Source organism: Calothrix sp. 336/3 (genome assembly GCF_000734895.2).
Lineage (GTDB): Bacteria > Cyanobacteriota > Cyanobacteriia > Cyanobacteriales > Nostocaceae > 336-3.
On the sequence record NZ_CP011382.1, the window covers coordinates 2,510,122 to 2,535,497 of the forward strand.

Annotated in this window: 15 protein-coding genes, 2 tRNA genes, 3 rRNA genes and 1 pseudogene; 10 read left to right on the forward strand and 11 right to left on the reverse strand. The window is 42.9% G+C overall.

Annotated features, from left to right (window positions below; translation table 11 throughout):
* Window positions 1-67: 67 nt before the first annotated feature.
* Window positions 68-274, reverse strand: a pseudogene (locus IJ00_RS27725) (Uma2 family endonuclease); the annotation flags it as partial.
* Window positions 275-378: 104 nt separating this feature from the next.
* Here IJ00_RS27725 and IJ00_RS10560 point away from each other — a divergent pair.
* The 5 genes from IJ00_RS10560 to bchE all read left to right on the forward strand — a co-directional run bounded on the left by IJ00_RS10560 (window position 379) and on the right by bchE (window position 6,579).
* A complete protein-coding gene (locus IJ00_RS10560) occupies window positions 379-1,419 on the forward strand; it encodes an L-histidine N(alpha)-methyltransferase (RefSeq protein WP_035152788.1) in 1,041 nt (346 codons plus the stop codon).
* A 76-nt stretch (window positions 1,420-1,495) separates the two neighbouring features.
* Complete coding sequence (locus tag IJ00_RS10565; protein WP_144416027.1) at window positions 1,496-1,804, forward strand: hypothetical protein; 309 nt, start codon at window positions 1,496-1,498, stop codon at window positions 1,802-1,804.
* 82 nt (window positions 1,805-1,886) lie between these two features.
* Complete coding sequence (locus IJ00_RS10570; RefSeq protein WP_238178493.1) at window positions 1,887-2,687, forward strand: endonuclease/exonuclease/phosphatase family protein; 801 nt, start codon at window positions 1,887-1,889, stop codon at window positions 2,685-2,687.
* 704 nt (window positions 2,688-3,391) lie between these two features.
* Window positions 3,392-4,231 (forward strand): phytanoyl-CoA dioxygenase family protein, encoded by an 840-nt coding sequence (locus IJ00_RS10575; RefSeq protein ID WP_035152793.1) that lies wholly within the window; start codon window positions 3,392-3,394, stop codon window positions 4,229-4,231.
* 734 nt (window positions 4,232-4,965) lie between these two features.
* Window positions 4,966-6,579 (forward strand): magnesium-protoporphyrin IX monomethyl ester anaerobic oxidative cyclase, encoded by a 1,614-nt coding sequence (gene bchE, locus IJ00_RS10580; RefSeq protein ID WP_035152796.1) that lies wholly within the window; start codon window positions 4,966-4,968, stop codon window positions 6,577-6,579.
* 568 nt (window positions 6,580-7,147) lie between these two features.
* Here bchE and IJ00_RS10585 read toward each other — a convergent pair.
* Both IJ00_RS10585 and IJ00_RS29420 read right to left on the reverse strand, forming a co-directional pair.
* A complete protein-coding gene (locus tag IJ00_RS10585) occupies window positions 7,148-8,866 on the reverse strand; it encodes a penicillin-binding protein 2 (protein WP_238178523.1) in 1,719 nt (572 codons plus the stop codon).
* Between the two features lie 219 nt (window positions 8,867-9,085).
* Complete coding sequence (locus IJ00_RS29420) at window positions 9,086-9,781, reverse strand: hypothetical protein (protein WP_046814796.1); 696 nt, start codon at window positions 9,779-9,781, stop codon at window positions 9,086-9,088.
* 745 nt (window positions 9,782-10,526) lie between these two features.
* Here IJ00_RS29420 and IJ00_RS10595 point away from each other — a divergent pair.
* The 3 genes from IJ00_RS10595 (at window position 10,527) to glgB (ending at window position 13,724) form a co-directional block, all read left to right on the forward strand.
* Window positions 10,527-10,751 carry a hypothetical protein gene (locus IJ00_RS10595; protein ID WP_035158858.1) on the forward strand — a complete coding sequence of 75 codons (225 nt, stop codon included), beginning with the start codon at window positions 10,527-10,529 and terminating at the stop codon, window positions 10,749-10,751.
* A gap of 221 nt (window positions 10,752-10,972) precedes the next feature.
* Window positions 10,973-11,302 carry a hypothetical protein gene (locus IJ00_RS10600; RefSeq protein ID WP_035152802.1) on the forward strand — a complete coding sequence of 110 codons (330 nt, stop codon included), beginning with the start codon at window positions 10,973-10,975 and terminating at the stop codon, window positions 11,300-11,302.
* A gap of 133 nt (window positions 11,303-11,435) precedes the next feature.
* A complete protein-coding gene (gene glgB / locus IJ00_RS10605) occupies window positions 11,436-13,724 on the forward strand; it encodes a 1,4-alpha-glucan branching enzyme (RefSeq protein WP_035152805.1) in 2,289 nt (762 codons plus the stop codon).
* A gap of 154 nt (window positions 13,725-13,878) precedes the next feature.
* Here glgB and IJ00_RS10610 read toward each other — a convergent pair whose 3' ends face one another.
* From IJ00_RS10610 to IJ00_RS10645, 8 genes are all read right to left on the reverse strand, one after another.
* On the reverse strand, window positions 13,879-16,077 hold the full coding sequence (locus tag IJ00_RS10610) for a hypothetical protein (RefSeq protein WP_035152809.1): 2,199 nt from the start codon (window positions 16,075-16,077) through the stop codon (window positions 13,879-13,881).
* 248 nt (window positions 16,078-16,325) lie between these two features.
* The gene (locus IJ00_RS10615; RefSeq protein WP_082127306.1) at window positions 16,326-17,180 is read right to left on the reverse strand and encodes a serine protease; all 855 of its coding nucleotides are present in this window, start codon (window positions 17,178-17,180) and stop codon (window positions 16,326-16,328) included.
* 106 nt (window positions 17,181-17,286) lie between these two features.
* Window positions 17,287-17,886: a COP23 domain-containing protein gene (locus IJ00_RS10620; protein WP_052754443.1), complete on the reverse strand. Its 600-nt coding sequence runs from the start codon at window positions 17,884-17,886 to the stop codon at window positions 17,287-17,289.
* A 254-nt stretch (window positions 17,887-18,140) separates the two neighbouring features.
* Window positions 18,141-18,258: ribosomal RNA gene (rrf, locus tag IJ00_RS10625) — 5S ribosomal RNA — on the reverse strand.
* 74 nt (window positions 18,259-18,332) lie between these two features.
* A 23S ribosomal RNA gene (locus tag IJ00_RS10630) occupies window positions 18,333-21,214 on the reverse strand.
* A 268-nt stretch (window positions 21,215-21,482) separates the two neighbouring features.
* Window positions 21,483-21,555: transfer RNA gene (locus IJ00_RS10635), tRNA-Ala, on the reverse strand.
* 55 nt (window positions 21,556-21,610) lie between these two features.
* Window positions 21,611-21,684, reverse strand: a tRNA-Ile gene (locus IJ00_RS10640).
* 118 nt (window positions 21,685-21,802) lie between these two features.
* Window positions 21,803-23,289: ribosomal RNA gene (locus IJ00_RS10645) — 16S ribosomal RNA — on the reverse strand.
* Together the 16S, 23S and 5S rRNA genes with 2 tRNA genes alongside form the textbook arrangement of a ribosomal RNA operon.
* 432 nt (window positions 23,290-23,721) lie before the next feature.
* On the opposite strand from IJ00_RS10645, the gene glyQ reads away from it, so the two are divergent.
* Together glyQ and IJ00_RS10655 are read left to right on the forward strand one after the other, a co-directional pair.
* A complete protein-coding gene (glyQ, locus tag IJ00_RS10650; RefSeq protein ID WP_035152812.1) occupies window positions 23,722-24,591 on the forward strand; it encodes a glycine--tRNA ligase subunit alpha in 870 nt (289 codons plus the stop codon).
* A 205-nt stretch (window positions 24,592-24,796) separates the two neighbouring features.
* Window positions 24,797-25,219: a DUF4079 domain-containing protein gene (locus IJ00_RS10655; protein WP_046814995.1), complete on the forward strand. Its 423-nt coding sequence runs from the start codon at window positions 24,797-24,799 to the stop codon at window positions 25,217-25,219.
* Window positions 25,220-25,376: the final 157 nt, after the last annotated feature.

A 25,376-nucleotide genomic window follows, 5' to 3' on the forward strand; every position in this document is an offset into this window, starting at 1 on the left:
TCGGTGATGTACAGACATTCCGATTTTATAATCTTTAGACTTTTGATTTACCTAAAAATACCTAAAATCACCAAATTTTACTCAAATCTAAAATAAATCCAGATAATACAGTTTCTCCAGTCAAACTACTGGGATTTTCCAAACATTCAACTTCCATCCCTGGACGGTAAATATAAACTTTGTGGTTTTTTCTATCAATTAACCAACCAAGTTGCACACCCTCTTCCTGCATATATTCTGCCATTTTCTCCTGCAATAACTGTAGGCGATCGCTAGTATTTTACATCAAAATCATCGGGTATCTAAAATCTTGTGCAAAATTCCAAGCGGATTCCGATATAATCTGAAAGCTCGAAATTCCGCAGTAAAATCAGAATAATGGCACCAAATTTGCATAATTCACAGTTTTCTCCATCGCAATCGAATTTGTATCGTCACGCAACGCCAAATTCTGAATTTTATTCCCACTTTTCCCAAGCTGAGATTTTAGAGATTATCTATGCGTTAGAAACTAGGAGAGAAATACCTTTGAAATTCTCCTATAAAGGTAAAGGTGCAAAAATTTGGGATAATTTTTATCAAAAGTATATTGTTCCTACCTGGTATCGTAGCTCAAATGTGGAACGAGATTTATTAAAGGATAATTTTTCATATTTAAATGGGGATTTTCAAGGTTATGAAACAGTCAATATTATTGATGTAGGAGCGGGAAATTCCTATCCAGTTAAAGATTATATTCGGAGATTACAGAAACTAGGCAAAATTAATAATTATGTGGCTTTGGATATTAGTAGTGAGCTACTAGAATTATCAAGATTAAATTTTACAAAGTGGTTCCCTAAAATAAATATTATTACCCAAAATCTCGATATTGAAAATACACAAATTCATGAGAATTTACGCCAAAAAGATAATAAAGCTGGGAATATTTTTCTCCATTTAGGTGTCACCATGGGAAACCATCAAAATCGTCATCAAGTTTTGCTCAATTTTCGAGACAGCATGACAGAAAATGATTTTCTAGTATTTACTAATGAAAATGGTTCTAGCTCGAAATGGAATGGCAAAGTTCGAGGGGGTTGTGATTATCACGCGGGAAATATATATAAGTGGATGCAGGGTAGTTTAGGAGTTAAACCAGAAGATTGTGAACTCATTAGAAAATATGATTCTGTGACTGATAGTGTTGTCGCTAATTTGAAAGTTCGTGAGAATTATAATCTGAATTTTCAATTTATGGAAGTCAGTAAAAATGTTGAAATATCCGCAGGAGAAGAGATTACTATTTGGAGACACCATAAATTTGAAATTGCCGATATCGTCGCAGAAATCGAAGCCTTGGGATTTCAACTTGTGCATTGTAGTACCAATAAATATGCATCTCACATGATGATAATTTGTCGATTAGGAACTACATAGATTTGCCGAGGATGGATGTGGATATTATAGAATAAATAAATGATGATATTGACGTAAATCTTTTGGAAATATATCTATGTCTATTATCGAAATCATTTCTAACTATAATGCAGGGATGAGAGCCTATAGTCAATGCCATCCACCAACTGTTAATTCCCAATGGCAAGCATTTAAAAATGAATTTGCAGAGTTTATCGAGCAACCAAGTATTGATGAAGCTTGGGATATTCTCCATTCCTGGGGCAGATTATTTTACCACCTCACAAAAATTCCCTGCCATTTACTGGCATTCCCAACAGTATATAAACATAGTCAAAGATTTGTAGAATCTGGTTGTATCCGCAGTCAGCGTAATTGTACAGGTCGTTGTCGAGTACAATTATGATTGGCAATGCTCTGGTAAGAGTCGTCTTCAGCGATCGCCCCGAAATTAGAATCAGATTTTTACTAAAATTTTCTAATTACAAATGATGATAAAAGTTGCGACAATCAATATCCTATTCAAGATGGAACTCTGGGATAAACGCCAGGATTTACTAGTATCTGGACTACAAGCAACCAACGCTGATATTATTGCCTTACAGGAAGTAAATATCTTAGGAAACACTGGCGATCGCCTTGCTGAAAAACTCGGAATGCCCTATGTCTATCAAGTAAATTGTTACGAGTCACCCTACACAGGTGGTCCTGCCTATGGTATCGCAATTCTCAGCCGCTATCCCTTTATTAAACAAGCTTCTTTAGATTTAAAAACCCAAGGACGGGTAGCTCAATTAGTTCAAGTCGAAATTAACAATCAACCTGTTATTATTTGTAATGGTCACTATTATTGGCAACCCGGTTCCTGTCAAGCAAGAATGGAACAATTTCAATTATTAGTCAATTGGCTAAGTGAATTATCACCCGAATTACCCATCATTATGGTTGGTGATTTTAACGCCACTCCTGACACTCCAGAAATTACCTTTTTACGTCATCATTTTACCTCTGCTTATGCCCAATTTCACGGTGCAGAACCCGAATACACCTGCCCGACTCCCCTAGCTAGAGCTAATAGAAAACTCTGGCGTAAGATGGCATTAGGAATGATAAATGCGGTGGTACATCGCAGCATTAAATCTTGGCGCGGAACCCTTGATTATGTATTTTTCAACCAACATTTACAAGTCAATCATTGCGAATTAATTCTGACAGAACCTGCTCCAGAAAATCCCCTACTTTATCCTTCTGATCATTTTGGAATTGCAGCCGATTTTGATTTTGTGTGAGTGATACATTAACTAGGCGATCGCGACAGAGCTACGGTATCTGAAAAAAATTCCATGATGATGACGATGTATCTCGCTGAACTGACTCAACAGATGTATATTCTTTTAATTACTGTATTCACTAGTCTAAAAATTGGTAAATTTTCTTAAGTTTTTTTCTATCTTTGCTTTGACATCCTGTCATGTACGGAAGATGATTTTGTAGAGGTGGCTGTCAAGGAAACTAAATTATTTAATCAGAAGTAATATCTCTGAATTCTGGCAAGATTCGGGGAAATGAACACCACGAATTCTCGCAAAAACAATAATTTTTATGAAATTTTTCTGACAATTGCACTCGCAATTTGACTAAATGTGCTAGACGTATCAGTTTTCTCTGTTCGTAAAGATATAATTCCTCAACAAATTTCGGAAATCATCCATAGGTTTTATGTATATATCTCATAGTCCCCAATCTAGTGACCTATCCGATTATTTTCCAGGGGTAATGGAGGGAATACATCTTCTACTGCTTTAAGATATCGGAGTTATCAACATCCACGTCTCATCAAAATTAATGGTAGACAATGGGTCAAACTGATATTTTCTACATATTATTTTGACATTCCGAACCGTCACACATCCAACTCTATATTTAATTTATAGATAGTTCCTGGGGAAAATATACGACGTAAATTCCGGCATTTCAGGAGGATATTTATCCTATGTTTAATCAATTAAGTCAGCGTGTGTCCCGTCTCGTTAGTGAAATTTTCTACAAAATAGATTTAATTAAGTATCGTCATCAATTACCTACCCTATCTCCCGCAGATAAATTAATAGTTCAGGAATTACAAACCCAAGGAACGGTTGTCACCTCTGTGGATGATTTGGAAATTCCCAGAACTTCTCAAATGTTGGAAATTGCCAAAAAACAACTTTCCCGCGAATATGGCGATCGCAACGCAAAGGGAAATATTGCTACCCTAGAAGCTCCAGCCTATCCTGAAATTTATACCCTCACAGATATTCCAGAGGTGTATGCATGGGGTAGTAATCCCAGACTCCTGGGTATTATCGAAAACTATATCGGTCTTCCCGTCACCTTCCAAGGAGTGCATTTACGTCAAGATTTTGCCAACCAAGAAGCTGTCACCACGGAGCAATGGCACTTAGATGCAGAAGATAGACGAATGCTGAAAGTCATTATTTATCTCAGCGATGCCACTGAAGACCATGGACCCTTTGAGTATATTCCCAAACATTCTCTTTCCTGGCTGCAAGCTCTGAAAATTCGTTTCCAGATTGCCTCACAAATGAACCGGGGTAAACTGGGTTTGAATGACGCAGATATGGCAGCAATTGTCCCTAAATCCCAATGGAAATCTTGCCCCGCTCCCGCAGGTGGAATCGTATTGACAGATCCCAAAGCCATTTTTCACCACGGTAAACCCCGGAAAATGTCTCGCTCTGCCCTATTTTTCGTCTACACTTCCCAAAATCCCCTCAGACCTGAGTGTTGCACACAATACAGTGATGAGACCTTTACTAGGGTATTTGCTTGAGGAAATCAGTTATGGGGTGATTGGGAAGCTTGAGACGCGATCGCGTCGGGATTAACTCCCAGTTCCCCTGCTAAGAATTGAGCGCGTTTTGTTACTTTTGGAATTTGCCCCTGGGAAGTCAATTCAAAATTATCAATTCAAAATTAACCTTTTGACTTCCCTTAGGAATTGAAATCAAGACGTACTGTTTCTCGCGCTGTGCGTCTAACACATTTTTTAAAGTGGGCTTTTGTATCCGGCAAATATTTTTTGACAATTATCTCGATGAGATTGGGAATTTTGAATCCTTTCGCTAGGTAGTATTTACCTATTAGGTCAGGCTCATATAAATTACATCCTAGGCATCAGATATTAAGATTTTTTTGTTTAATTATTGACATCGTAAGCAGGGAAATAGGTAATTGCCGTATTAGTTTTACCTGAAATTATAGTGACAAGTAAATATAATTTTTATCTCAGTATCATAGTCATCAATATTTAACTAATGAAAAATTGTTAAAAGTCTTATAAATATACTATTTTTTATCAAGATTTCGTGGGAGAATCATCTGGTTAGTAATTGATAAAAGTAGATGAATTAATTGCCGTCGAGGGTATAGAGACGACAGTAAAAGACAGATGACGAGTGATAAAAATTGCACCTGTCTTGATTTTCATCACGAAAATTACCACGCTTCAGACTTGTTTGAAGTCATGCTTTGGTATTTATCCATGACGAATCAGGAGCTATTACTATGCGAATCATGATGATTCAACCTAATTACCATTCGGGTGGTGCGGAAATTGCCGGGAATTGGCCCCCCAGTTGGGTTCCCTACGTGGGTGGAGCTTTGAAACAAGCGGGTTTTGCAAATATCCGCTTTGTGGATGCGATGACTGATTATATTCCCGATGATGTGTTAGCGCAGATAATTGCCGAGTATCAACCTGATGTGGTGTTAGCAACGGCAATTACCCCGATGATTTACCAGTCACAAACAACTTTGAAAATTGTCAAAGAAGTCTGTCCCCAAGCAAAGACAATTATGGGTGGGGTGCATCCGACTTATATGTACAATGAGGTGTTGAATGAAGCGCCTTGGGTAGATTATATTATTCGCGGGGAAGGGGAAGAAATTACGGTAAATTTATTAAGGGCGATCGCCAATGGAACAGACACCCAAGAGCGCAGAAATATTCTCGGTATCGCCTTCCTTGAAGATGGTAAAGTAGTAGCCACAGCTGCCCATCCTCCCATTGCTGACCTAGATACTCTCACTCCCGATTGGAGTCTGTTGGACTGGAGTAAATATATTTATACTCCTCTAAATGTCCGGGTTGCTGTTCCTAATTATGCCAGAGGATGTCCCTTTACCTGTCGTTTTTGCTCTCAGTGGAAATTCTGGCGGAAATATCGTTCCGGTACACCCAAGCAATTCGTTGATCAGATAGAAATTTTAGTCAAAGAACACAAAGTTGGTTTTTTCATTCTTGCTGATGAAGAACCCACCATTAACAAACCAAAATTTATCGCCCTATGTAATGAGTTAATTGAACGTAATTTAGGTGTTTATTGGGGAATTAATACCAGAGTTACAGATATTTTGCGAGATGAGCAAGAATTACCCCTCTACCGCAAAGCCGGATTAGTTCATGTATCCTTGGGTACAGAAGCCGCAGCACAATTAAAATTGAATTTATTCCGTAAAGAAACCACCATCGAGCAAAATAAACGGGCAATCCAGTTATTAAAACAAAATGGTATGGTTGCAGAAGCCCAATTTATTATGGGTTTGGAAAACGAAACTCCAGAAACCATTGAGCAAACCTATCATATGGCTCTCGATTGGCAACCAGATATGGTTAACTGGAATATGTTCACCCCTTGGCCCTTTTCGGAATTATTCCAAGATTTAGGCGATCGCGTCGAAGTTCGAGATTATTCCCAATATAATTTTGTCACCCCGATCATGAAGCCAGAAGCAATGGAACGGGAGGATGTCCTCAAAGGTGTATTACGCAACTATGCACGCTTCTATCTCCGTAAATCCTTGGAATATTGGTTCGTCAAAGATCCATTTAAACGCAAGTATCTCCTAGGGTGTTTAAAAGCCTTTGCCCAAACAACTATCAACAAGCGTTTCTACAATCTCAAACGGGTTAAGTATAACGGGCTAAAAACTAAGGTAGAACTAGGTTTTGATGAGTCGAAGATTCTTACCCGCGAACAAATTGCCCAACTCAAACAAGCACATCCAGAACTCACCGCAGATGTGGATTTTTCTGGTAATATTTCTGCCTGCGGTGCGCCCAATGACTTGCCAGAATACCATGGGGGAGAGCCAGATGTACCAAGTATGAAAATATAACTCTGTTAACTAATCTCAACCTCCTGAAATCTGATACCAAGTTGCGATCAAAAATAGTACCCTGTCATTGCGACTGTAGCGTTCGCGCAGCGTGCCGCTTTGCGACTCAGCGTAAGGAACCAATCTCACCAAAACTACTACGACAGAAGGCAACTTGGTATGATGCTGACAATTGGGCTGATTTGAGCTTATGAAGTGGATTCCCCGACTTTTGGGAAAAGTTAGGGAACTCCTTTTTAGAGACTTCCAGAAAATAAATTATCCAATTTATTCTGATTCTCGCCTGATGTGAATGAGAAATATCTCTTATCCCGTAAGGGTTTCAAGGCTTATACCGATTCAAAAAATGTTTACGACAGATACCCCACCCGCCCTATCGGGCACCCTCCCCGATTTCGGGGAGGGTACTCTGCGAGAAGCCGCTCCGCGCCTATGGGGAGGGGTTTTGTCCATGTGTCCTATTGTTTTTTCAAATTGGTATTATTACTCATTACTCACTACTCACGATTTGGTTTTTCTGATTCCCCCTGCGGACGCAGCGATTGGTTGTTTTTTATTTGCAAGTCCTTTATCTATTCCCCATGGAAGAATTCATCACTTGAGTTGGGGGAATTTGTTCCATCGGGATAAGAGTTTCCATGACTGTTTTGACGATGGGAGCAGCAACAGTACTCCCGAAGGCATTTTCACCCTTGGGTTCATCAACTAAGGCAAGAACTACGTAGCGCGGAGATTCTACAGGTAAAATTCCCACAAAGCTGGTGATTTTAGCATCGGCTAAGTAACCGCCGCTCTTGCTGGCTTTCTGAGCGGTTCCGGTTTTCCCCGCAATGCGGTATCCTTGAATTCTCGATGCCTTGCCTGTACCCTCTGATACCACTGTTTCCATCATTTCCACAACTTTTTGGGTGGTAGCAGGGGAAAAAATCGGTCGTGGTGGGCGACGGGTGGGAACGTAGTGGGTTTGTCCTTTGCTGTCTACAAGTCCTTTGATGACGTGGGGTGTAACTAATTTACCACCGTTAGCTAAAGCTCCTGTCATCTGGACTAATTGTAAGGGGGTGAGGGAAAAACCTTGACCGAAGGAAGTAGTCGCAGCTTCTACGGGGGTGGCAAGGAATTGTTCTTGACTTTTGAGTTGACTATTGACAATAAAGGGTAAATCTGATTCTACGGCTTGCCCTAAACCAAGACGTTCTAACCAACCGTAGTAGGTAGCTGGTTGTAATTTTTGGATGATTTGCACCATCCCAATATTGCTGGAATGTTGGAGGATTTGAGCGATATTTATCCGTCCAAAACGTTTATTTTCAGCATTTTTGATAGTGCGATCGCTCACTTGGATAAAACCAGGGTCGTTGAAGGTGTCGTTAGGAGAAATGATATTATTTTCCAGGGCGATCGCCACATTTAGGGGTTTAAATGTGGAACCTGGCTCATATAAATCTGCCACCGTCCAATTTCTAAACAGAGATATATCTGCCTGGGAATATTCATTCGGATTATAGGTGGGTTGTGTCACCATGGCTAAAAGGGAACCATCCCAAGCATCCATGACAATTACAGCTCCCCGTTTAGCACGGAATTTACGAATCTGCTGTTTCAGGGCAGCTTGGGCAGCTCTTTGTAAGCGACTATCAATTGTTAACTCTAGTTGCAAATCCTCCGCATGGGAAAACCCCTCCGGTGCATAGTCGGGCATTAACATACCATTCCCCGCACGACTCATCCGCACCGCTTGCACAGAACGTTCAAGCAATTTTTCCTGACTGTATTCTATCCCCGCCTGTCCCCGGCGATCGAGGTTGACATAACCAACAATATCTGCAACCAATTCATTCTGCGGATAGAAACGAGAATATTTGGGTATTAACTCTAAACCATTTAAATGCAAACCTGCCACGCGATCGGAAACTTCTTCCGCCAATTTGCTAGCAAGGAGAATACCACTATTTTTTTTACTAAATTTGCTTTCTAGTTCACCAACATCTTGATTAATAATAGTTGCTAATTTTGCCGCTACTTCCTGCTTGGATTTTTCAAATAATTTCGGATGGGCGTATAAAGTATACACGGGACGGTCAATAGCCAACACATCCCGATTGCGATCAATCACCTGACGACGGGGCATAAATGGTCGCAAATTCACCATTTGTTGACTACGCGCCTTGTCTTTGAGCTTAGTTCCTTGGAGTATTTGCAGATTGTATAAATTTAACGCCAAACCTGCCCCCGCAACCATCAATATAGCCCAAACCACCAACAGGCGATTTCTCGTATTCCCCATTTGCTCTCCAGGGTTAGAAGAAATTTCCTGAGATTTCCGCTTATCTGTTGGTGACTGCTGTCTGCGAGATGTTCTTTTCAAGGAATTTGAAAATCGAGTTTTTCCTGGTGGATTGGACATTATTTTTGAGAGTTAGGTAATGGGTGATGGTTGACAGTTAATAGAGTTATACAGTTAACACTCAACAAAAAATACTCTTCCCTTTCCCCCCTCCCCCCGTCAATAATTTATTGGCGGTTGTGGTTGCACCACTGGGTTAACTGTAGTATTGGTGGGTACAGGATTCGAGTTTGCTGGGGCAGGGCGTAGAAAAATTGTCCCCGATGGAGTAGGTGAAACTAAGCCGGTAGATGATTTTTGCGCTTCTTGCGCCATTTGGTTTTTTAACATTTCGTTATTAGTTGTTAACTGGCGCTGATAACGTTGTAGGTTTTGCAACTTGCGATATTCTTCACCCCAAATTTGTTGGGAGTATACTGTCCAACCATAGACAAATAGAGACGCAACTACTAATAGAAATGTCACAACCGAAGAGTAACGCTGAAGTCTCACTATCCGCAACAACCACATCGGTAGGGAGCTAGAAGATGGCATTATCGGAATTGCTGAGAGTCTTTGATTACCAGGTTCTAGTATACCCGTGCCTTGGGTGCTAGAAATAGATGGATTCTGATTTCGACGGGGTGCTGAGATTTTCATCCCTACCTTGGAGGATGATATGGAGATATCAGCTTTTGGCGATGCTCGTCTAACTGCATTCGCAGTAGGTACAGTTGTATTTCTCGCTTTCTGAGGATTATTGGGTTTTCCCTGTCTGGTTTGGGGAGTATTTTGAGGAATATTTGCCTGGGGTGGTTGATTGGATTGTAACCAACCTCGTCTTGTGGAAGTATAAGTTTTACGCGAATAACTCATAATTTTGTCAGGTGAATACTAAAAGTTATCAATATTTCATGTAGGATACTCGATTTTGACTTGATAGCAAGGGAAATGCCATCGTCTTAGACTAGGTGTAACAGTCAAAAGGTAAAGGTGCCAAGGAAAGCTAGGGATGAATCTATTCCCCATCAAGGAAAAAAACCGAATCTCAAACCAGAGGAGCAAATTTTTCTGCCATTCTCCTTATTACCCATAAAAAGAGGTTTAAAACCTCTCTGTTGAGGGGGAGATAGCTATCAACTGTCAACTGTCAATTGAATAAACCTTTGTCTACAGGTGTTCTCAGACTTATCGCATCTCAGTATGACAACCTCTACTGATAACTGCAATAGTATAAGTAATCAAAATGACTTGTTCCCCGGATTTAGAAATATCATAATTTTTGATATCGTCAGGGAAAATAACAAAAGAAAATTATTTTAGTGTTAACCCTTGATACTTCCCACAATCCAACTCGTTTGGGGAGCAGCCAAATTTTCCCCCACAGGTACAAATTACAAAGCTTTTCCCTTACCCGTTCCCCCCTCAATTCTCCCAAATATTAGTTTGAGAAGAAAAGCTGCTCCCTCTGGACAATACCAACATTTCTGAACTGAAATTCAGATTCCAAAAGAATTTTCTATCAAATTGTCGTCTAAAATAATTTAAAAAAAAGCAACAAATGAGGTATCGTATTCAACAGGCTATTTCGTTTATGCCGCAATTTGGTGAAAGAGGAGTTATGAAAGTTAGAATTTTTGGTTTTGCTCTAATGCTCAGTTTGGCATCCGCTCTGGGAGCTTGTGACAGCAGCACTACAACCACCCCTTCCGCTACTACCACCCCTGCTGCGGAACCAGCTGATACCGGTGCAGCTACACCACCTGCTGCTACCACCCCCGATGCTGCTGCTACCACCCCTGCTGCTACCACCGCTCCTACCCCTGCCGCAACAAAATCTCCCTAAGAGGCGATAGGCAAATATTCAACAGGTAGAAGTGACAAAGCAACAGGCAGAAAACTGTGATAGCTACGGTAAAAAATTTCTGCCTGTACCTAACCTAAATAATTGCAATTTCAGAAGCCCGGTTTGTTTGCAAAACTGGGCTTCTTAATTAGAGGTTTAGGGTAAAGGATATTTTTTCTGTTCTCCATTCCCCATTCCTCATTACTCATTCCCTATTCTTCATGAGAAAAAACAAAGTAGCATTATTTACTAGTATACTTATCAGTACCAGTATCATGGTGACAATCATGAATTATCAGGATGCAGCAGTTCTGGCTCTCTCGCCAACGGAAGAGACACCAGAGGAAATATTGCGTACAGAAATCATCTTAGAAGCGCGATCGCCTATCGATGGCAAGCCTCTCACCCCCGCTGAATATGCCGAACTCCAGGCAAAACTCCAACAGTCGCCCCCCATCAAACTCAACTCTTCCCTGCGGCAAACAGTCTTCCTCTTGCAATTACGTAAAACCCTCTTCCAATTTTTCCCCTTTTTAGACCTGCTATTTTAAAGAAAAATTCCCTTTCTTGGGTAACTCTCACAAGAAAACAAGACAAAATATGCAAATAAATGTAAAGAATATATATAGAAGTTAAGAAACAGCTTTACTTACCCACTTTATTTACGTAGGTAGCTCCATGTCTATGACCACGATCGCCCCTGAACAGGTAAACAGCATCGTCTGGAATCAGCATCATGATCCCTTTGAAATACTCGGTTCCCATCTAGTCGAAGAAAATGGTAAGAAAGTCTGGGCTGTGCGAGCCTACCTACCAAATGCTAGTTCTGTTTGGGTAGTTCTACCAGAAGAACGTAAGGAATATCCGATGGAGGCAGTCCATCATCCCCATTTCTTTGAATGCACCATTGAAACCTCGGAATTAACAAACTATCAACTTCGTATCCAAGAAGGAGAACACGAGCGCGTCGTTTACGATCCCTACGGTTTTCGTTCTCCCAAACTCACAGACTTTGATTTACACCTGTTTGTTGAAGGCAACCACCATCGTATCTACGAAAAACTCGGTGCCCACCTCACAGAAGTTGACGGCGTCAAAGGTGTCTATTTCGCCGTTTGGGCACCCAATGCTCGGAATATATCCATACTCGGTGATTTCAACAGCTGGGACGGACGTAAGCACCAAATGCGTAAAGGTTCTACGGGTGTCTGGGAACTATTCATTCCCGAACTCACCGTAGGCGAACATTATAAGTATGAAATCAAAAATCTTGAAGGTCACATCTACGAAAAATCTGACCCCTACGGTTTTCAGCAAGAACCCCGCCCCAAAACTGCATCCATCGTCACGAACTTAGATACCTATCAGTGGCATGATGCCGACTGGATGGAGCAACGACGACATACCGATCCCTTAACTCAACCCGTTTCTGTCTACGAGGTACATCTCGGTTCTTGGTTACACAATGCCAGTAGTGAACCCGCGAAGAAACCTGATGGTCAACTGGAATCCGTTGTGACTGTCTCAGAACTCAATCCCGGAGCACGTTTTCTCACCTATCGGGAACTTGCTGACAGACTCATACCCTACGTCAAAGACTTAGGTTATACCCACATTGAGTTACTTCCCATTGCCGAGCATCCCTTTGATGGTTCCTGGGGATACCAAGTCACAGGTTATTATGCTCCAACTTCCCGGTTTGGCACTCCGGAAGACTTTATGTATTTCATCGACCAATGTCACCTGAATGGGATTGGAGTTCTTGTAGATTGGGTTCCTGGTCATTTTCCTAAGGATGGACATGGTTTAGCTTTCTTTGATGGTACCCACCTCTACGAACACGCAGACCCCCGCAAAGGTGAGCATAAGGAATGGGGAACCTTAGTATTTAATTATTCTCGCAATGAAGTCCGTAATTTCCTCGTTGCCAATGCCCTATTCTGGTTCGATAAGTATCACATCGACGGAATCCGTGTGGATGCGGTTGCTTCCATGTTGTACTTAGATTACTGCCGAAAGGAAGGGGAATGGCTGACCAATCAATATGGTGGTAGGGAAAATTTGGAAGCTGCGGATTTTCTGCGCCAGGTGAATCACCTGATTTTCAGCTATTTTCCTGGTTCTCTCTCTATTGCTGAAGAATCTACCGCTTGGCCTATGGTATCTTGGCCTACCTACACCGGAGGCTTGGGTTTCAACCTCAAGTGGAATATGGGTTGGATGCATGATATGCTCGACTACTTCAGCATGGATCCTTGGTTCCGCCAATTCCACCAAAATAACGTCACCTTCAGTATTTGGTATAACCACAGCGAAAACTTTATGTTGGCGTTGTCCCATGATGAAGTAGTCCATGGGAAGAGCAATATCATTGGTAAAATGCCGGGAGACAGATGGCAAAAATTTGCTAATGTCCGGTGTTTGTTTGCCTATATGTTTGCTCACCCTGGTAAGAAAACCATGTTTATGAGCATGGAGTTTGGGCAATGGAGTGAGTGGAATGTTTGGAGTGATTTGGAGTGGAATTTATTACAGTATGAACCACACCAACAACTGAAGCAGTTTTTCAAAGATTTAAATCATTTGTATCGTTCGGAAGCTGCTTTATATACCCAAGACTTTGCACGGGAAGGATTTGAGTGGATAGATTGTAGCGATAATCGTCACAGTGTCGTGTCCTTTGTCCGACGGGATAAAGATACTGATGAGTTTGCCATTGTTGTGTGCAATTTTACACCTCAACCCCATGCCCATTATCGTATCGGTGTGCCTGAACCGGGCTTTTATACTGAGCTATTTAACAGCGATGCTCGACAGTATGGTGGTAGCAATATGGGTAATTTAGGCGGTAAATGGACTGACAATTGGTCTATGCACAACCGTGCTTATTCTCTGGATTTGTGTTTGCCACCTTTGGGTGTGTTGATTTTGAAGCTGGATAAGAATAAGACAGCAGAAGTTATAGAGGATTAGTTCCTAGTTTAAAGACATGGAGAGGAAGTTAATAGCTACTTCTCCCCGTCATCCTAGGTAAGGATTTTCTCCGTGATAGGGAAAGCAACATCAGGTATCAGTATCGGCAAGGTAGGCGATCGCTCTTTGGATGGTTTCCTGGGGTACATTTTAATCATCTCTCAGTTGAGAATTTGGGTACATTTACACTAGGAACCACAATCGAATTATTACTAGATGAGCTAGCACCATTCACAGTTAGTGAAAATCCTTTTTTTACTGGAGATTGACCATATTTATCTGCTACTGTCAAAGTAATTTGTGATGGTAAAGCTTGATTTGCTGTTAATACTTTAGAACCTGTTTTTTCAACGCTGCCATAGGGTGAAAGCTCGACATTGACATCATCCCCTTCTACTTGCCAACTGAGGATAACTTGTTGGCCATTGTTGAGAACTTGATTGGGAACTGAGCTATTATTTAATGTGAAGGAAACTATTCTCATTTCCTTGGCAATAACTTCGATTTTTGTTTCTCCTGGTTTAATTCCTGACTGTGAAATGGATTTGGAAATTGGTTGTAATTCTAGGGAATATTTGCCAGGATTTAGTGTTTCTATAGGAAAGTTATTACAGGATAATATTTGATTTTGATTCTGGCAACTTGACTGGAGTTGCAAAGGAAGTCCTTGGGTTAAATCGAGAATATTCGGTTTTAAAGCTAATGTTCCAATATCTTGTTTTGTGATGATTTGAATCTGTGACAATTGTTCTGGATGACGAATTTGCCAACTGAGATTTATCTGTTCTCCTGGAAGGTATTGAGAGTTATTAGCTTGAAAACTGATAACTTCTGGTACTGGTTTGGCAATTATTTCTACTGCTGTAGATTGGGTGAGAACTGAGTTTTTATTTTGGGAAAATGCTTTGAGTTCAAAGGTATATTTTCCCGGTTTTGTCGCTGGAGGTTTGAAGTTGCTACAGGTGAGAGTGTGATTCTGTTGTTGACAAACTCCTTGATTAAGTTCTTGGGGAATTCCTTGACTAAAGTTATATTCTTTTTCGTTAGGTACTGTACCTTTGGTAATAATTACTATTTTTTTTAGTTGGTTGGGGTTTTGAATTTTCCAGCTTAAATTGATTATTTCCCCTTCATTCACTTGGGAATTATCTGATTTGAGGTATGCTAATTTTAAAGGTTCAGGACTGAGAATACGCCAGATAAAAGATGCGGTACTACCAAGTACAATGAGAATTAAGAATAGGAGTAAGGTCACTTGCCAAAATGGACGGGATTTCCAGATGAAGCTACCTTGGGGTAAGGATTCTGTGAGGGGAAATTCCTTTGCGTCTTGCAGATGAATTTGAAAGTTGATTTTCTGTTCTCCACCTAACCAAGAACGATACCAGGAGTGGGTGGGTTGAACTGTAAGGCTAATTGTGCTGCTACGATGGGGTAGTATACGGATTTGAGTAGGTTGGATTTCATATTGACAATTTGCTGTTTCTTCCGTACTTTTGGCACTTAAAAATAGTTCTCGTAAGGTATTACCTTGATTTGTAATTTGCAGTTGATATTTACCTTGATTAGCTGTGAATTTTCCTTGAATAGTATCTAGTTGCATCTTGAGTTGATACACTGCGGGAATCTGAATATATACTGAGTCTAATAAAACTAAATTGGGGAAGTTTTGCGAATGTACTTGCAGAGTCGGGGAGTAATTACCAGCAAAGGTATCGGTGGGGGGATGAAATTCTAACCAAATTTTTCCTTGGGAGTTGGGTTTGATTTCTAATGGATAATTTGCAAGTTCTGCTTGTACTTTTAAATCGATATGAGGATAGTGAAGAGTATACCAATCGGGGTCTAAATCTAAGCAAGTTACCCGAAATTTATCTATATGTTGGGAATAATTATTAACTGTGATAACTACTTGCAGAGGTTCACCTGGTTTGCAAGTCAGGGGGATAGTGGGGTTAGTAGTCGGTTGTAGGGTGAAGGTAGGATCGTGTTTCTTGGTGACGCTTTGCTCTGGGAAGTGGATATGAATTTGCCGACGAAACTGAATTGGAGTATGTTGGGGGTAATCTTGAGGTGCATTGACTACCAGGTTGTAATCATAGGTTCCTGGTAATGCATCTATAGGAATGGCAAGTTTAAAGCTGACTTCCTGACTTTGTTGTGGTTTGAGTACTACACGGGTACTGGGTACGGTGGATAATTGGGTGATAATTTGAAATGCTTCATCTAAGAATACATCAATCAAGGCACTGCGATCGCCCTGATTTATCACCATCATATGCATTTCTATAGTATCTCCGGGCTTCGCTGCTTGGATACCTGGAGGGTTAATAATGACTTTAATCGGGTTCATAGTCAGCAGTTTCTAGCATAGCTGAAGAGTTGGGAGCAAGACTAATCCTCAAATATAATCTTCTTCTCTTCCTTCTTGCTGTTGAATTGCTAACTGTAGGAATGCTTTTTTTGCTGTATTCTCTTTCCACTTCCACCAATCCGTTTGCTGAAGGAAAGTGTACTTGAAAATTTATACCTGGTAGATACGTTAATTAAGAGAAAGGAAAGTCTCATGGCAACTTCCAAATTCCCGATTCTCCCTAATATCTATTTCTGTTTTAATTCCTGAAATGTTTTGATGGGAATTGCCCAACTTAATGATTCCATTTTCTGAAACATCTCTGTTGTTGGTTTTGTCCCGTCAGCAAAGGTATAGACATCGATTCCTTGAACGGGGTACTTTAACCTACCATTAATACCCACTACTTCTCCCTGTTGATTGAATACAGGACCTCCACTCATCCCAACTTCGACTTCGTTGGTGTATCCTAATTGGTATCCTTGGGGGAGCGATCGCTCTAAATACCAAGAAAATTTTCCGATTGTAAAACGAAATGCTTTTCTTCCCCAGTTACGAGTGTCTTCCATGGTATCTGTTTTCAGATATTGGTAGTTGGGAAACCCACTTGCGTACAGTTCTGCACCCGCAAGTAAAGACTTTCTATCTCCAAATTTAGCTATCTGATAATCTTGATGACTCTCAAACTCAACTAAAGCTAAATCTAGATTGCCTAATCCCTCGGTTTTTTGTAACTGTGCTGGATATATCACCCCATCTGGGGATAATACTTGATACTGTTTTTCTTGATTATCTCCTACTACGTGTTTACAGGTGAGTATCGTATATTTATTACCATCGCGCTTAATTATCACACCAGAACCGGCACCCGCTTTTGTGATTATTCTCACGGTCACTTGTTGGGCAATTTTTTTTACCCTATCACTAGCTAAGTTAGGATTATTCTCTTCTGTATGACTGGCAATCAGTATCTTAGAAGCAGCAGAATCACCAAAGAAGCGAAAATTAGTGCTGATAATCAATATCAAAATCAATACTGCTCCTAAGGAAGGTAGCGTTAAGGGGGAAACTTTCACAGCTATGTAGTTGTAAGACCATGGCATTATTTGTAACAAAAAATATCCCCTCCTGGCTAGTAAGGAAGGGAAAAGTTTGCCCGGTTAGGAGGAGGAAAATTCCATCATTCCTAATAACAACACTCAATTCTCGTCACTGTTGGGGTGCTGGTTTGACGGGATTACTGATATTATCTTCAGTCAGGGCTTGTTCAATTTCCAAACCGATTCTCACTACTGTACGTCCATCTTTCTCAGAACGACTGACAGGAATACCAGAACCTGCCACACTAAAGGTACTTAACTGTTTAAGAATTTCTGCTTCTTTGCCGCGATCGCTCTGATTTAAGGTTAAAAGCAAGTTATTAGCATTACAAGTTTCACTTTGACTACGTGTATAACAAATTACGGGAGAAGCCCCAACTACCCCGTGAGTCATCCGTAGAGAATTCAACTTACCACCACTAACTGCAACAGCTTTGGTTAAACGTTGACTGACCGCTTCACAACGAACTTTGGGAGTATATTGAGGACCAAAAGCTTGACTACTCCAAGTAATAATCGGACCAGTTTTTCTTGTTCCCCTTTGCGCGATCGTTGCATAACCATCACCTAGAGGAACACAGACAAACTTCGTCATAACTCGGCTTTTTGTATTAGAAGTTTGAGCTAATCCCACACTATTGCTAAATAATAAGCCACAGGAAACAGTCAAAACAGTAAAAGCTGCTGTAATACCTAAATTGCCAGCCACAGTGAATACCTCTTTCTTATAACTAACATTAAATAAAAGGGAATTTACGCAATTACAAATTAAGTATCTAATTTGATACTAGAAAGTAAGACTGTCATTCCAAGTATTTTGTTCTGATTAAAATACACAAATTTTCTCTCAGATTCCGGATAGCTGACAAATCTAAGTTACAGCATTACAGGGTTTTTGAATACTAAACACAAAAAACCTTCCTGTATTACAGAAAGGTTTTTCATTTATTCATTTAAAAATAGCCCTGGCATCGAGTTATTTTGGCAGGAGGCAACCCTCCAACTATCGTCACCGCAGCAGCGTTTCACCTCTGAGTTCGGGATGGATTCAGTGTGGTTCCACCGCGCCATAGACACCAGGAAAACTTGTTGGGTCTAATCATTCACAAAACCCTGAAGACTGCACATTGACGCTATAGATACCAAATAGTTTTAGAGGTCAAGCCCTCGGTCTGTTAGTACTGCTCGGCTTCATACATTACTGCACTTCCACCTACAGCCTATAAACGGATGTTCTCTCCGTGACCTTACTGGCTTATGCCATGAGAACACTCATCTTGAGGTGGGCTTCCCACTTAGATGCTTTCAGCGGTTATCCGCTCCGAACGTGGCTACCCAGCGTTTACCGTTGGCACGATAACTGGTACACCAGCGGTTCGTTCCTCCCGGTCCTCTCGTACTAAGGAGGACTCCTCTCAATGTTCTTACGCCTGCACCGGATATGGACCGAACTGTCTCACGACGTTCTGAACCCAGCTCACGTACCGCTTTAATGGGCGAACAGCCCAACCCTTGGGACGTACTTCCGCCCCAGGTTGCGATGAGCCGACATCGAGGTGCCAAACCTCCCCGTCGATGTGGACTCTTGGGGGAGATCAGCCTGTTATCCCTAGAGTAACTTTTATCCGTTGAGCGACGGCCATTCCACGCTGCGCCGTCGGATCACTAAGGCCTACTTTCGTACCTGCTCGACTTGTCGGTCTTGCAGTCAAGCTCCCTTTTTGCCTTTACACTCGACGCACGGTTTCCAAGCGTGCTGAGGGAACCTTTGCGCGCCTCCGTTACCTTTTAGGAGGCGACCGCCCCAGTCAAACTGCCCACCTGAAACTGTTCCTCTCCCGGATTACGGGTCGAGGTTAGAATCCTAGCTTCGCCAGAGTGGTATCTCACCGTTGGCTCCATATTCCCCACAAGGAATATCTCTACGCCTCCCACCTATCCTGCGCAAGCGAAGCCCGGAGCCAATTCCAGGCTACAGTAAAGCTTCATAGGGTCTTTCTGTCCAGGTGCAGGTAGTCCGTATCTTCACAGACAATCCTATTTCGCCGAGTCTCTCTCTGAGACACCATCCAGATCGTTACGCCTTTCGTGCGGGTCGGAACTTACCCGACAAGGAATTTCGCTACCTTAGGACCGTTATAGTTACGGCCGCCGTTCACCGGGGCTTCGGTCGCCAGCTTCACTTTCGCTGACCAGCTTCCTTAACCTTCCGGCACTGGGCAGGCGTCAGCCCCCATACATCGTCATTTGACTTAGCGGAGACCTGTGTTTTTGGTAAACAGTCGCCTGGATCTCTTCACTGCGACCCACTCTCGTGGGCACCCCTTCTTCCGAAGTTACGGGGCCATTTTGCCGAGTTCCTTAGAGAGAGTTATCTCGCGCCCCTTAGTATTCTCAACCTCCCCACCTGTGTCGGTTTCGGGTACGGGTAATTTAAAGTTAACGTGTTTAGAGCTTTTCTTGGAAGCTTGACATCACACACTTCGAGTCCGTAGACTCTCGTACTCGCGCCTTGACTCAGAACGTTTTCGCCGTTCCTCTACATCTGAACGCTTGAACCGGTAACCAACATCCGGCTGTGTTAGCCTTCTCCGTCCCTCTGCACAACCCTAAATCAGTACAGGAATGTTAACCTGTTATCCATCGACTACGGCGTTCGCCCTCGCCTTAGGACCCGACTAACCCTCCGTGGACGAACCTGGCGGAGGAACCCTTGGGGTTTCGGGGCATTGGATTCTCACCAATGTTTGCGCTACTCAAGCCGACATTCTCACTTCTGTTTCGTCCACAGCTGCTCGCCGCTACTGCTTCTCCCTACTACAGAACGCTCCCCTACCACTTGTACATCAGTACAAATCCGCAGCTTCGGTACATCGCTTAGTCCCATTCATTTTCGGCGCAGGAGCGCTTGACTAGTGAGCTATTACGCACTCTTTCAAGGGTGGCTGCTTCTAGGCAAACCTCCTAGTTGTCTATGCACTCCCACCTCCTTTGCCACTTAGCGATGATTTGGGGACCTTAGCTGGCGGTCTGGGCTGTTTCCCTCTTGACGATGAAGCTTATCCCCCACCGTCTCACTGGCAATGTGTGCTCTGGGTATTCAGAGTTTGTCTCGATTTGGTACCGGTCTCCCAGCCCGCACCGAAACAGTGCTTTACCCCCCAGATATAATCATTACCGCTGCGCCTCAACACATTTCGGGGAGAACCAGCTAGCTCCTGGTTCGATTGGCATTTCACCCCTAACCACAGCTCATCCGCCGATTTTTCAACATCGGTCGGTGCGGACCTCCACTTGGTGTTACCCAAGCTTCATCCTGGCCATGGTTAGATCACCAGGGTTCGGGTCTATAAACACTGATTTTCGCCCTCTTCAGACTCGGTTTCCCTATGGCTGCGTCATTCTCGACTTAACCTACCAGTGCCTATAAGTCGCCGGCTCATTCTTCAACAGGCACGCTGTCAGGCGTTTAATCACCCTTCAACTGCTTGTAGGCTAACGGTTTCATGTTCTATTTCACTCCCCTTCCGGGGTTCTTTTCACCTTTCCCTCGCGGTACTGTTTCACTATCGGTCACACAGTAGTATTTAGCCTTACGAGGTGGTCCTCGCTGATTCACATGGGATTTCCCGTGTCCCATGCTACTCGGGATTCAGCTACTATCCTTCAGTTTTCGACTACAGGACTTTCACCTTCTCTGGTGCAGTATTTAGCTGCTTCGTCTAACCTCTAGATTCGATATCGCTGTCCCACTACCCCAGAATGCATGCACTCTGGTTTAGGCTCTTCCCCGTTCGCTCACCACTACTTAGGGAATCTCTATTTGATTTCTCTTCCTCCAGCTACTAAGATGTTTCAGTTCGCTGGGTTGGCTCTTTCCTGTCTATATATTCAACAGGCAGTATATAGGGTTGCCCCATTCGGAAATCTCTGGCTCAATGCTTGCTTCCAACTCCCCAGAGCATATCGTCGGTAACCACGTCCTTCTTCGCCTCTGTGTGCCTAGGTATCCACCGTTAGCCCTTTATAGCTTGACCACTTTTACTATTGGTGTCTGTGTCATTACTCGCTCCGCTCTTCGCTTTCGCTCCAAACTTCACGATTTTTGACTACCTACTTTCATCTTTCGCGTCAATATGCAGTTTTCAAGGTTCTGGCTGGAGTTTTCCAGCAGTCTGACTTTATCAGGTGCTAGACATACTCACAATCTCTTATCTTATGACTATTATTGAAAGTTTTCACATCTAAACCTCTAAACATTTTCGTTTAGGGTTACTAATTGCTCACTTCCAATTTACTCACATGTGGAGGTTAGCGGACTCGAACCGCTGACATCCTGCTTGCAAAGCAGGCGCTCTACCAACTGAGCTAAACCCCCATCTTACAATTCAAAATCTCAACCTTTTCAGTTTTCAACTTTGACTTGCTTCAGGTGGGCCATCCTGGACTCGAACCAGGGACCTCACCCTTATCAGGGGTGCGCTCTAACCACCTGAGCTAATAGCCCGTATCCGAACCCTTCTATAGTTTGAAAGCCTTTACTTGAAGTAGACCGACCTAGGAATGACCATCTTCTTTCCTATTTGCTTTTTGCTTTCGGAATTGAAGTTGGGTAGGTCTCCCTAAAAGGAGGTGATCCAGCCACACCTTCCGGTACGGCTACCTTGTTACGACTTCACCCCAGTCACCAGTCCTACCTTCGGCGTCCCCCTCCGCGAACGGTTAGGGTAACGACTTCGGGCGTGACCAGCTTCCATGGTGTGACGGGCGGTGTGTACAAGGCCCGGGAACGAATTCACTGCAGTATGCTGACCTGCAATTACTAGCGATTCCTCCTTCACGCAGGCGAGTTGCAGCCTGCGATCTGAACTGAGCCATAGTTTATGAGATTAGCTTGCTATCGCTAGCTTGCTGCCCTTTGTCTATAGCATTGTAGTACGTGTGTAGCCCAGGACGTAAGGGGCATGCTGACTTGACGTCATCCCCACCTTCCTCCGGTTTGTCACCGGCAGTCTCCCTAGAGTGCCCACCCAAAGTGCTGGCAACTAAGAACGAGGGTTGCGCTCGTTGCGGGACTTAACCCAACATCTCACGACACGAGCTGACGACAGCCATGCACCACCTGTGTTCCGGCTCCCGAAGGCACTCCTGAGTTTCCCCAAGATTCCGGACATGTCAAGCCCTGGTAAGGTTCTTCGCGTTGCATCGAATTAAACCACATACTCCACCGCTTGTGCGGGCCCCCGTCAATTCCTTTGAGTTTCACACTTGCGTGCGTACTCCCCAGGCGGGATACTTAACGCGTTAGCTACGGCACTGTCCGGGTCGATACAGACAACGCCTAGTATCCATCGTTTACGGCTAGGACTACTGGGGTATCTAATCCCATTCGCTCCCCTAGCTTTCGTCCCTCAGTGTCAGTTGCGGCCTAGCAGAGCGCTTTCGCCACCGGTGTTCTTCCTGATCTCTACGCATTTCACCGCTACACCAGGAATTCCCTCTGCCCCGAACGCACTCTAGTCTTGTAGTTTCCACTGCCCTTATGCGGTTAAGCCGCACGCTTTAACAATAGACTTACAAAACCACCTGCGGACGCTTTACGCCCAATCATTCCGGATAACGCTTGCATCCTCCGTATTACCGCGGCTGCTGGCACGGAGTTAGCCGATGCTTATTCCTCAGGTACCGTCATCATCTTCCCTGAGAAAAGAGGTTTACAACCCAAGAGCCTTCCTCCCTCACGCGGTATTGCTCCGTCAGGCTTTCGCCCATTGCGGAAAATTCCCCACTGCTGCCTCCCGTAGGAGTCTGGACCGTGTCTCAGTTCCAGTGTGGCTGATCATCCTCTCAGACCAGCTACTGATCGCAGCCTTGGTAGTCCATTACACCACCAACTAGCTAATCAGACGCGAGCTCATCTCTTGGCAATTAATCTTTCACCCGTAGGCACATCCGGTATTAGCAGCCGTTTCCAACTGTTGTCCCGAACCAAAAGGCAGATTCTCACGCGTTACTCACCCGTCCGCCACTAACTCCGAAGAGTCCGTTCGACTTGCATGTGTTAAGCATACCGCCAGCGTTCATCCTGAGCCAGGATCAAACTCTCCATTTTGTACCTAAGTACCTGAATCGTTTCTTAGCTCTCTACTGGTTTTTTTCAAAACCCCCAGTAACGGTTTATTATTTACTTCTACTTCCAAGTAGTTTATACTGGCTTTCAAACTATATTGTTTTCATGGTTCGGTCGCCTCCGAGCCCCGCTCTCTCTCGCGCTCTCTCTTTGGCACTTTTATAGATTAGCGCGATTACAAATCCCTGTCAACCCTTTTCCTATTCTTTTTTTAAACTTTTTTTTCATAGTCCTGAAATCCTTAATATGTAAGGGATACAGCGAATAACGTTTTTGATATTTTCGATATATCTATAGAAGTTGAATCACCTTCAAAGGAGTTGAGTGAGGCATAACTTTTGGTGGGAGTCCCACTTAAAGCAAGCTTTAAGCAACAATGGGTAATGCAATTTGCTAATCCAAGGAAGGAAATCTGTGAATTTTCAGTCGGTAATTGCTGCTTTAAATCAATTTTGGAGTCAACGTGGGTGTTTAGTTGCTCAACCCTACGATATGGAGAAGGGTGCGGGAACTAAGAATCCGCATACATTTTTACGTGCTTTAGGACCTGAACCTTGGTCAGTGGCATACGTAGAACCCTGTCGTCGTCCTACAGATGGACGGTATGGAGAGAATCCCAATAGGTTTCAGCATTATTATCAGTATCAAGTTTTGATTAAACCGTCTCCAAACAATATCCAAGAGATATATCTAGATTCTTTACGGGCTTTGGGTATCCGTCCAGAAGATCATGATGTACGGTTTGTGGAGGATAACTGGGAAGATGCAACAGTGGGTGCATGGGGTACGGGTTGGGAAGTATGGCTAGACGGGATGGAGATTACTCAATTTACCTATTTCCAGCAATGTGGAGGAATTGACTGTCGTCCAGTATCCATTGAGATTACCTACGGTTTGGAAAGGTTAGCAATGTATTTGCAAGGTGTGGAGGCAATTACGAAGATTCAATGGACAGACAACATCACCTATGGAGATGTGCATCTGCAAGGGGAGATTGAGCAATGTACCTATAATTTTGAGGCATCGAATCCGGAAATGTTGCTGAGTCTATTCAATATATATGAGCAGGAGGCAACTCAACTGACGGAACGGGGATTGGTTATACCAAGTTTGGACTATGTGATTAAGTGTTCCCATACTTTTAACTTGTTAGATGCACGAGGGGTAATTTCGGTAACGGAGCGGACACGCTATATTGGCAGAATTCGCCATCTAGCAAGAAAAGTGGCACAAATGTATGTTGAGCAAAGGGAAAAGTTGGGGTTTCCTCTTTTGAAAGCATAAGAAGCATCAGATAAGCAGAGATTCAATGGCGAGATTCTGGAAAACCGCTATAGACAATTTGGCGGTAAGCAGAGCTTACTGCCTTAAAAAATATTAAGATTTCTAATGGTTGTCTGGGTCTATTCCTTTGGAAATTTAGGAGAGGAGAGTCGTGAGTTTATCAGAAATTCTAGAGCCGATTGCAGGTGGGTTTCGTTCTCTGGGGATGCCAGAACCAATTGTGCATTGGGGACACCCGTTAATGATGGGGATTGTCACGTTTGTATTAGGTAGCTATGTTGCCTATGCTGGATGGCAGGGACGACTAGCAAATGATAAGGATGTTGCCACAAAAAACCGTCAGAGCCACCGTCAATTAGCTCCCTTGATGTTTTTATTTATGAGTTTGGGTGCGACTGGAGGCTTATTATCTTTGGTAATGCAGCGTCACTCTATTATGGAAAGTTCCCATTTTTGGACAGGGATGATCCTCTTAGGGTTATTGGGTGTGAATGGAGTAATTTCTTTTACTGGTTTCGGTGGCGATAAACCTGGTTTACGTATGGTTCATGCGTACCTAGGAACAACTTCTGTAGTTTTAATGGTACTGCATAGTATATTTGGTGTGCAGTTGGGCTTGAGTTTTTAGAACAAGAATCAAGGTTTCATCGGATTGAGTTAGGAAATATCCAAAAGGCTGGGAAATAAGGCTTTGAGATTGCAAGATAGGCAATTTCAAAGTCCACATCCCGGAGTAATTAGCTATAGAAATTTTATTTCCAATTTGAGATGGGCAAAAATATTTA

Excerpts from the sequence above, each read along its gene's own strand:
- IJ00_RS10560 (WP_035152788.1), top strand. The coding sequence starts at position 379 with ATGGCACCAAATTTGCATAATTCACAGTTTTCTCCATCGCAATCGAAT.
- IJ00_RS10565 (WP_144416027.1), top strand. The coding sequence starts at position 1,496 with ATGTCTATTATCGAAATCATTTCTAACTATAATGCAGGGATGAGAGCC.
- IJ00_RS10570 (WP_238178493.1), top strand. The coding sequence starts at position 1,887 with ATGATGATAAAAGTTGCGACAATCAATATCCTATTCAAGATGGAACTC.
- IJ00_RS10575 (WP_035152793.1), top strand. The coding sequence starts at position 3,392 with ATGTTTAATCAATTAAGTCAGCGTGTGTCCCGTCTCGTTAGTGAAATT.
- bchE (WP_035152796.1), top strand. The coding sequence starts at position 4,966 with ATGCGAATCATGATGATTCAACCTAATTACCATTCGGGTGGTGCGGAA.
- IJ00_RS10585 (WP_238178523.1), bottom strand. The coding sequence starts at position 8,866 with ATGGGGAATACGAGAAATCGCCTGTTGGTGGTTTGGGCTATATTGATG.
- IJ00_RS29420 (WP_046814796.1), bottom strand. The coding sequence starts at position 9,781 with ATGAGTTATTCGCGTAAAACTTATACTTCCACAAGACGAGGTTGGTTA.
- IJ00_RS10595 (WP_035158858.1), top strand. The coding sequence starts at position 10,527 with ATGAAAGTTAGAATTTTTGGTTTTGCTCTAATGCTCAGTTTGGCATCC.
- IJ00_RS10600 (WP_035152802.1), top strand. The coding sequence starts at position 10,973 with ATGAGAAAAAACAAAGTAGCATTATTTACTAGTATACTTATCAGTACC.
- glgB (WP_035152805.1), top strand. The coding sequence starts at position 11,436 with ATGACCACGATCGCCCCTGAACAGGTAAACAGCATCGTCTGGAATCAG.
- IJ00_RS10610 (WP_035152809.1), bottom strand. The coding sequence starts at position 16,077 with ATGAACCCGATTAAAGTCATTATTAACCCTCCAGGTATCCAAGCAGCG.
- IJ00_RS10615 (WP_082127306.1), bottom strand. The coding sequence starts at position 17,180 with ATGCCATGGTCTTACAACTACATAGCTGTGAAAGTTTCCCCCTTAACG.
- IJ00_RS10655 (WP_046814995.1), top strand. The coding sequence starts at position 24,797 with ATGCCAGAACCAATTGTGCATTGGGGACACCCGTTAATGATGGGGATT.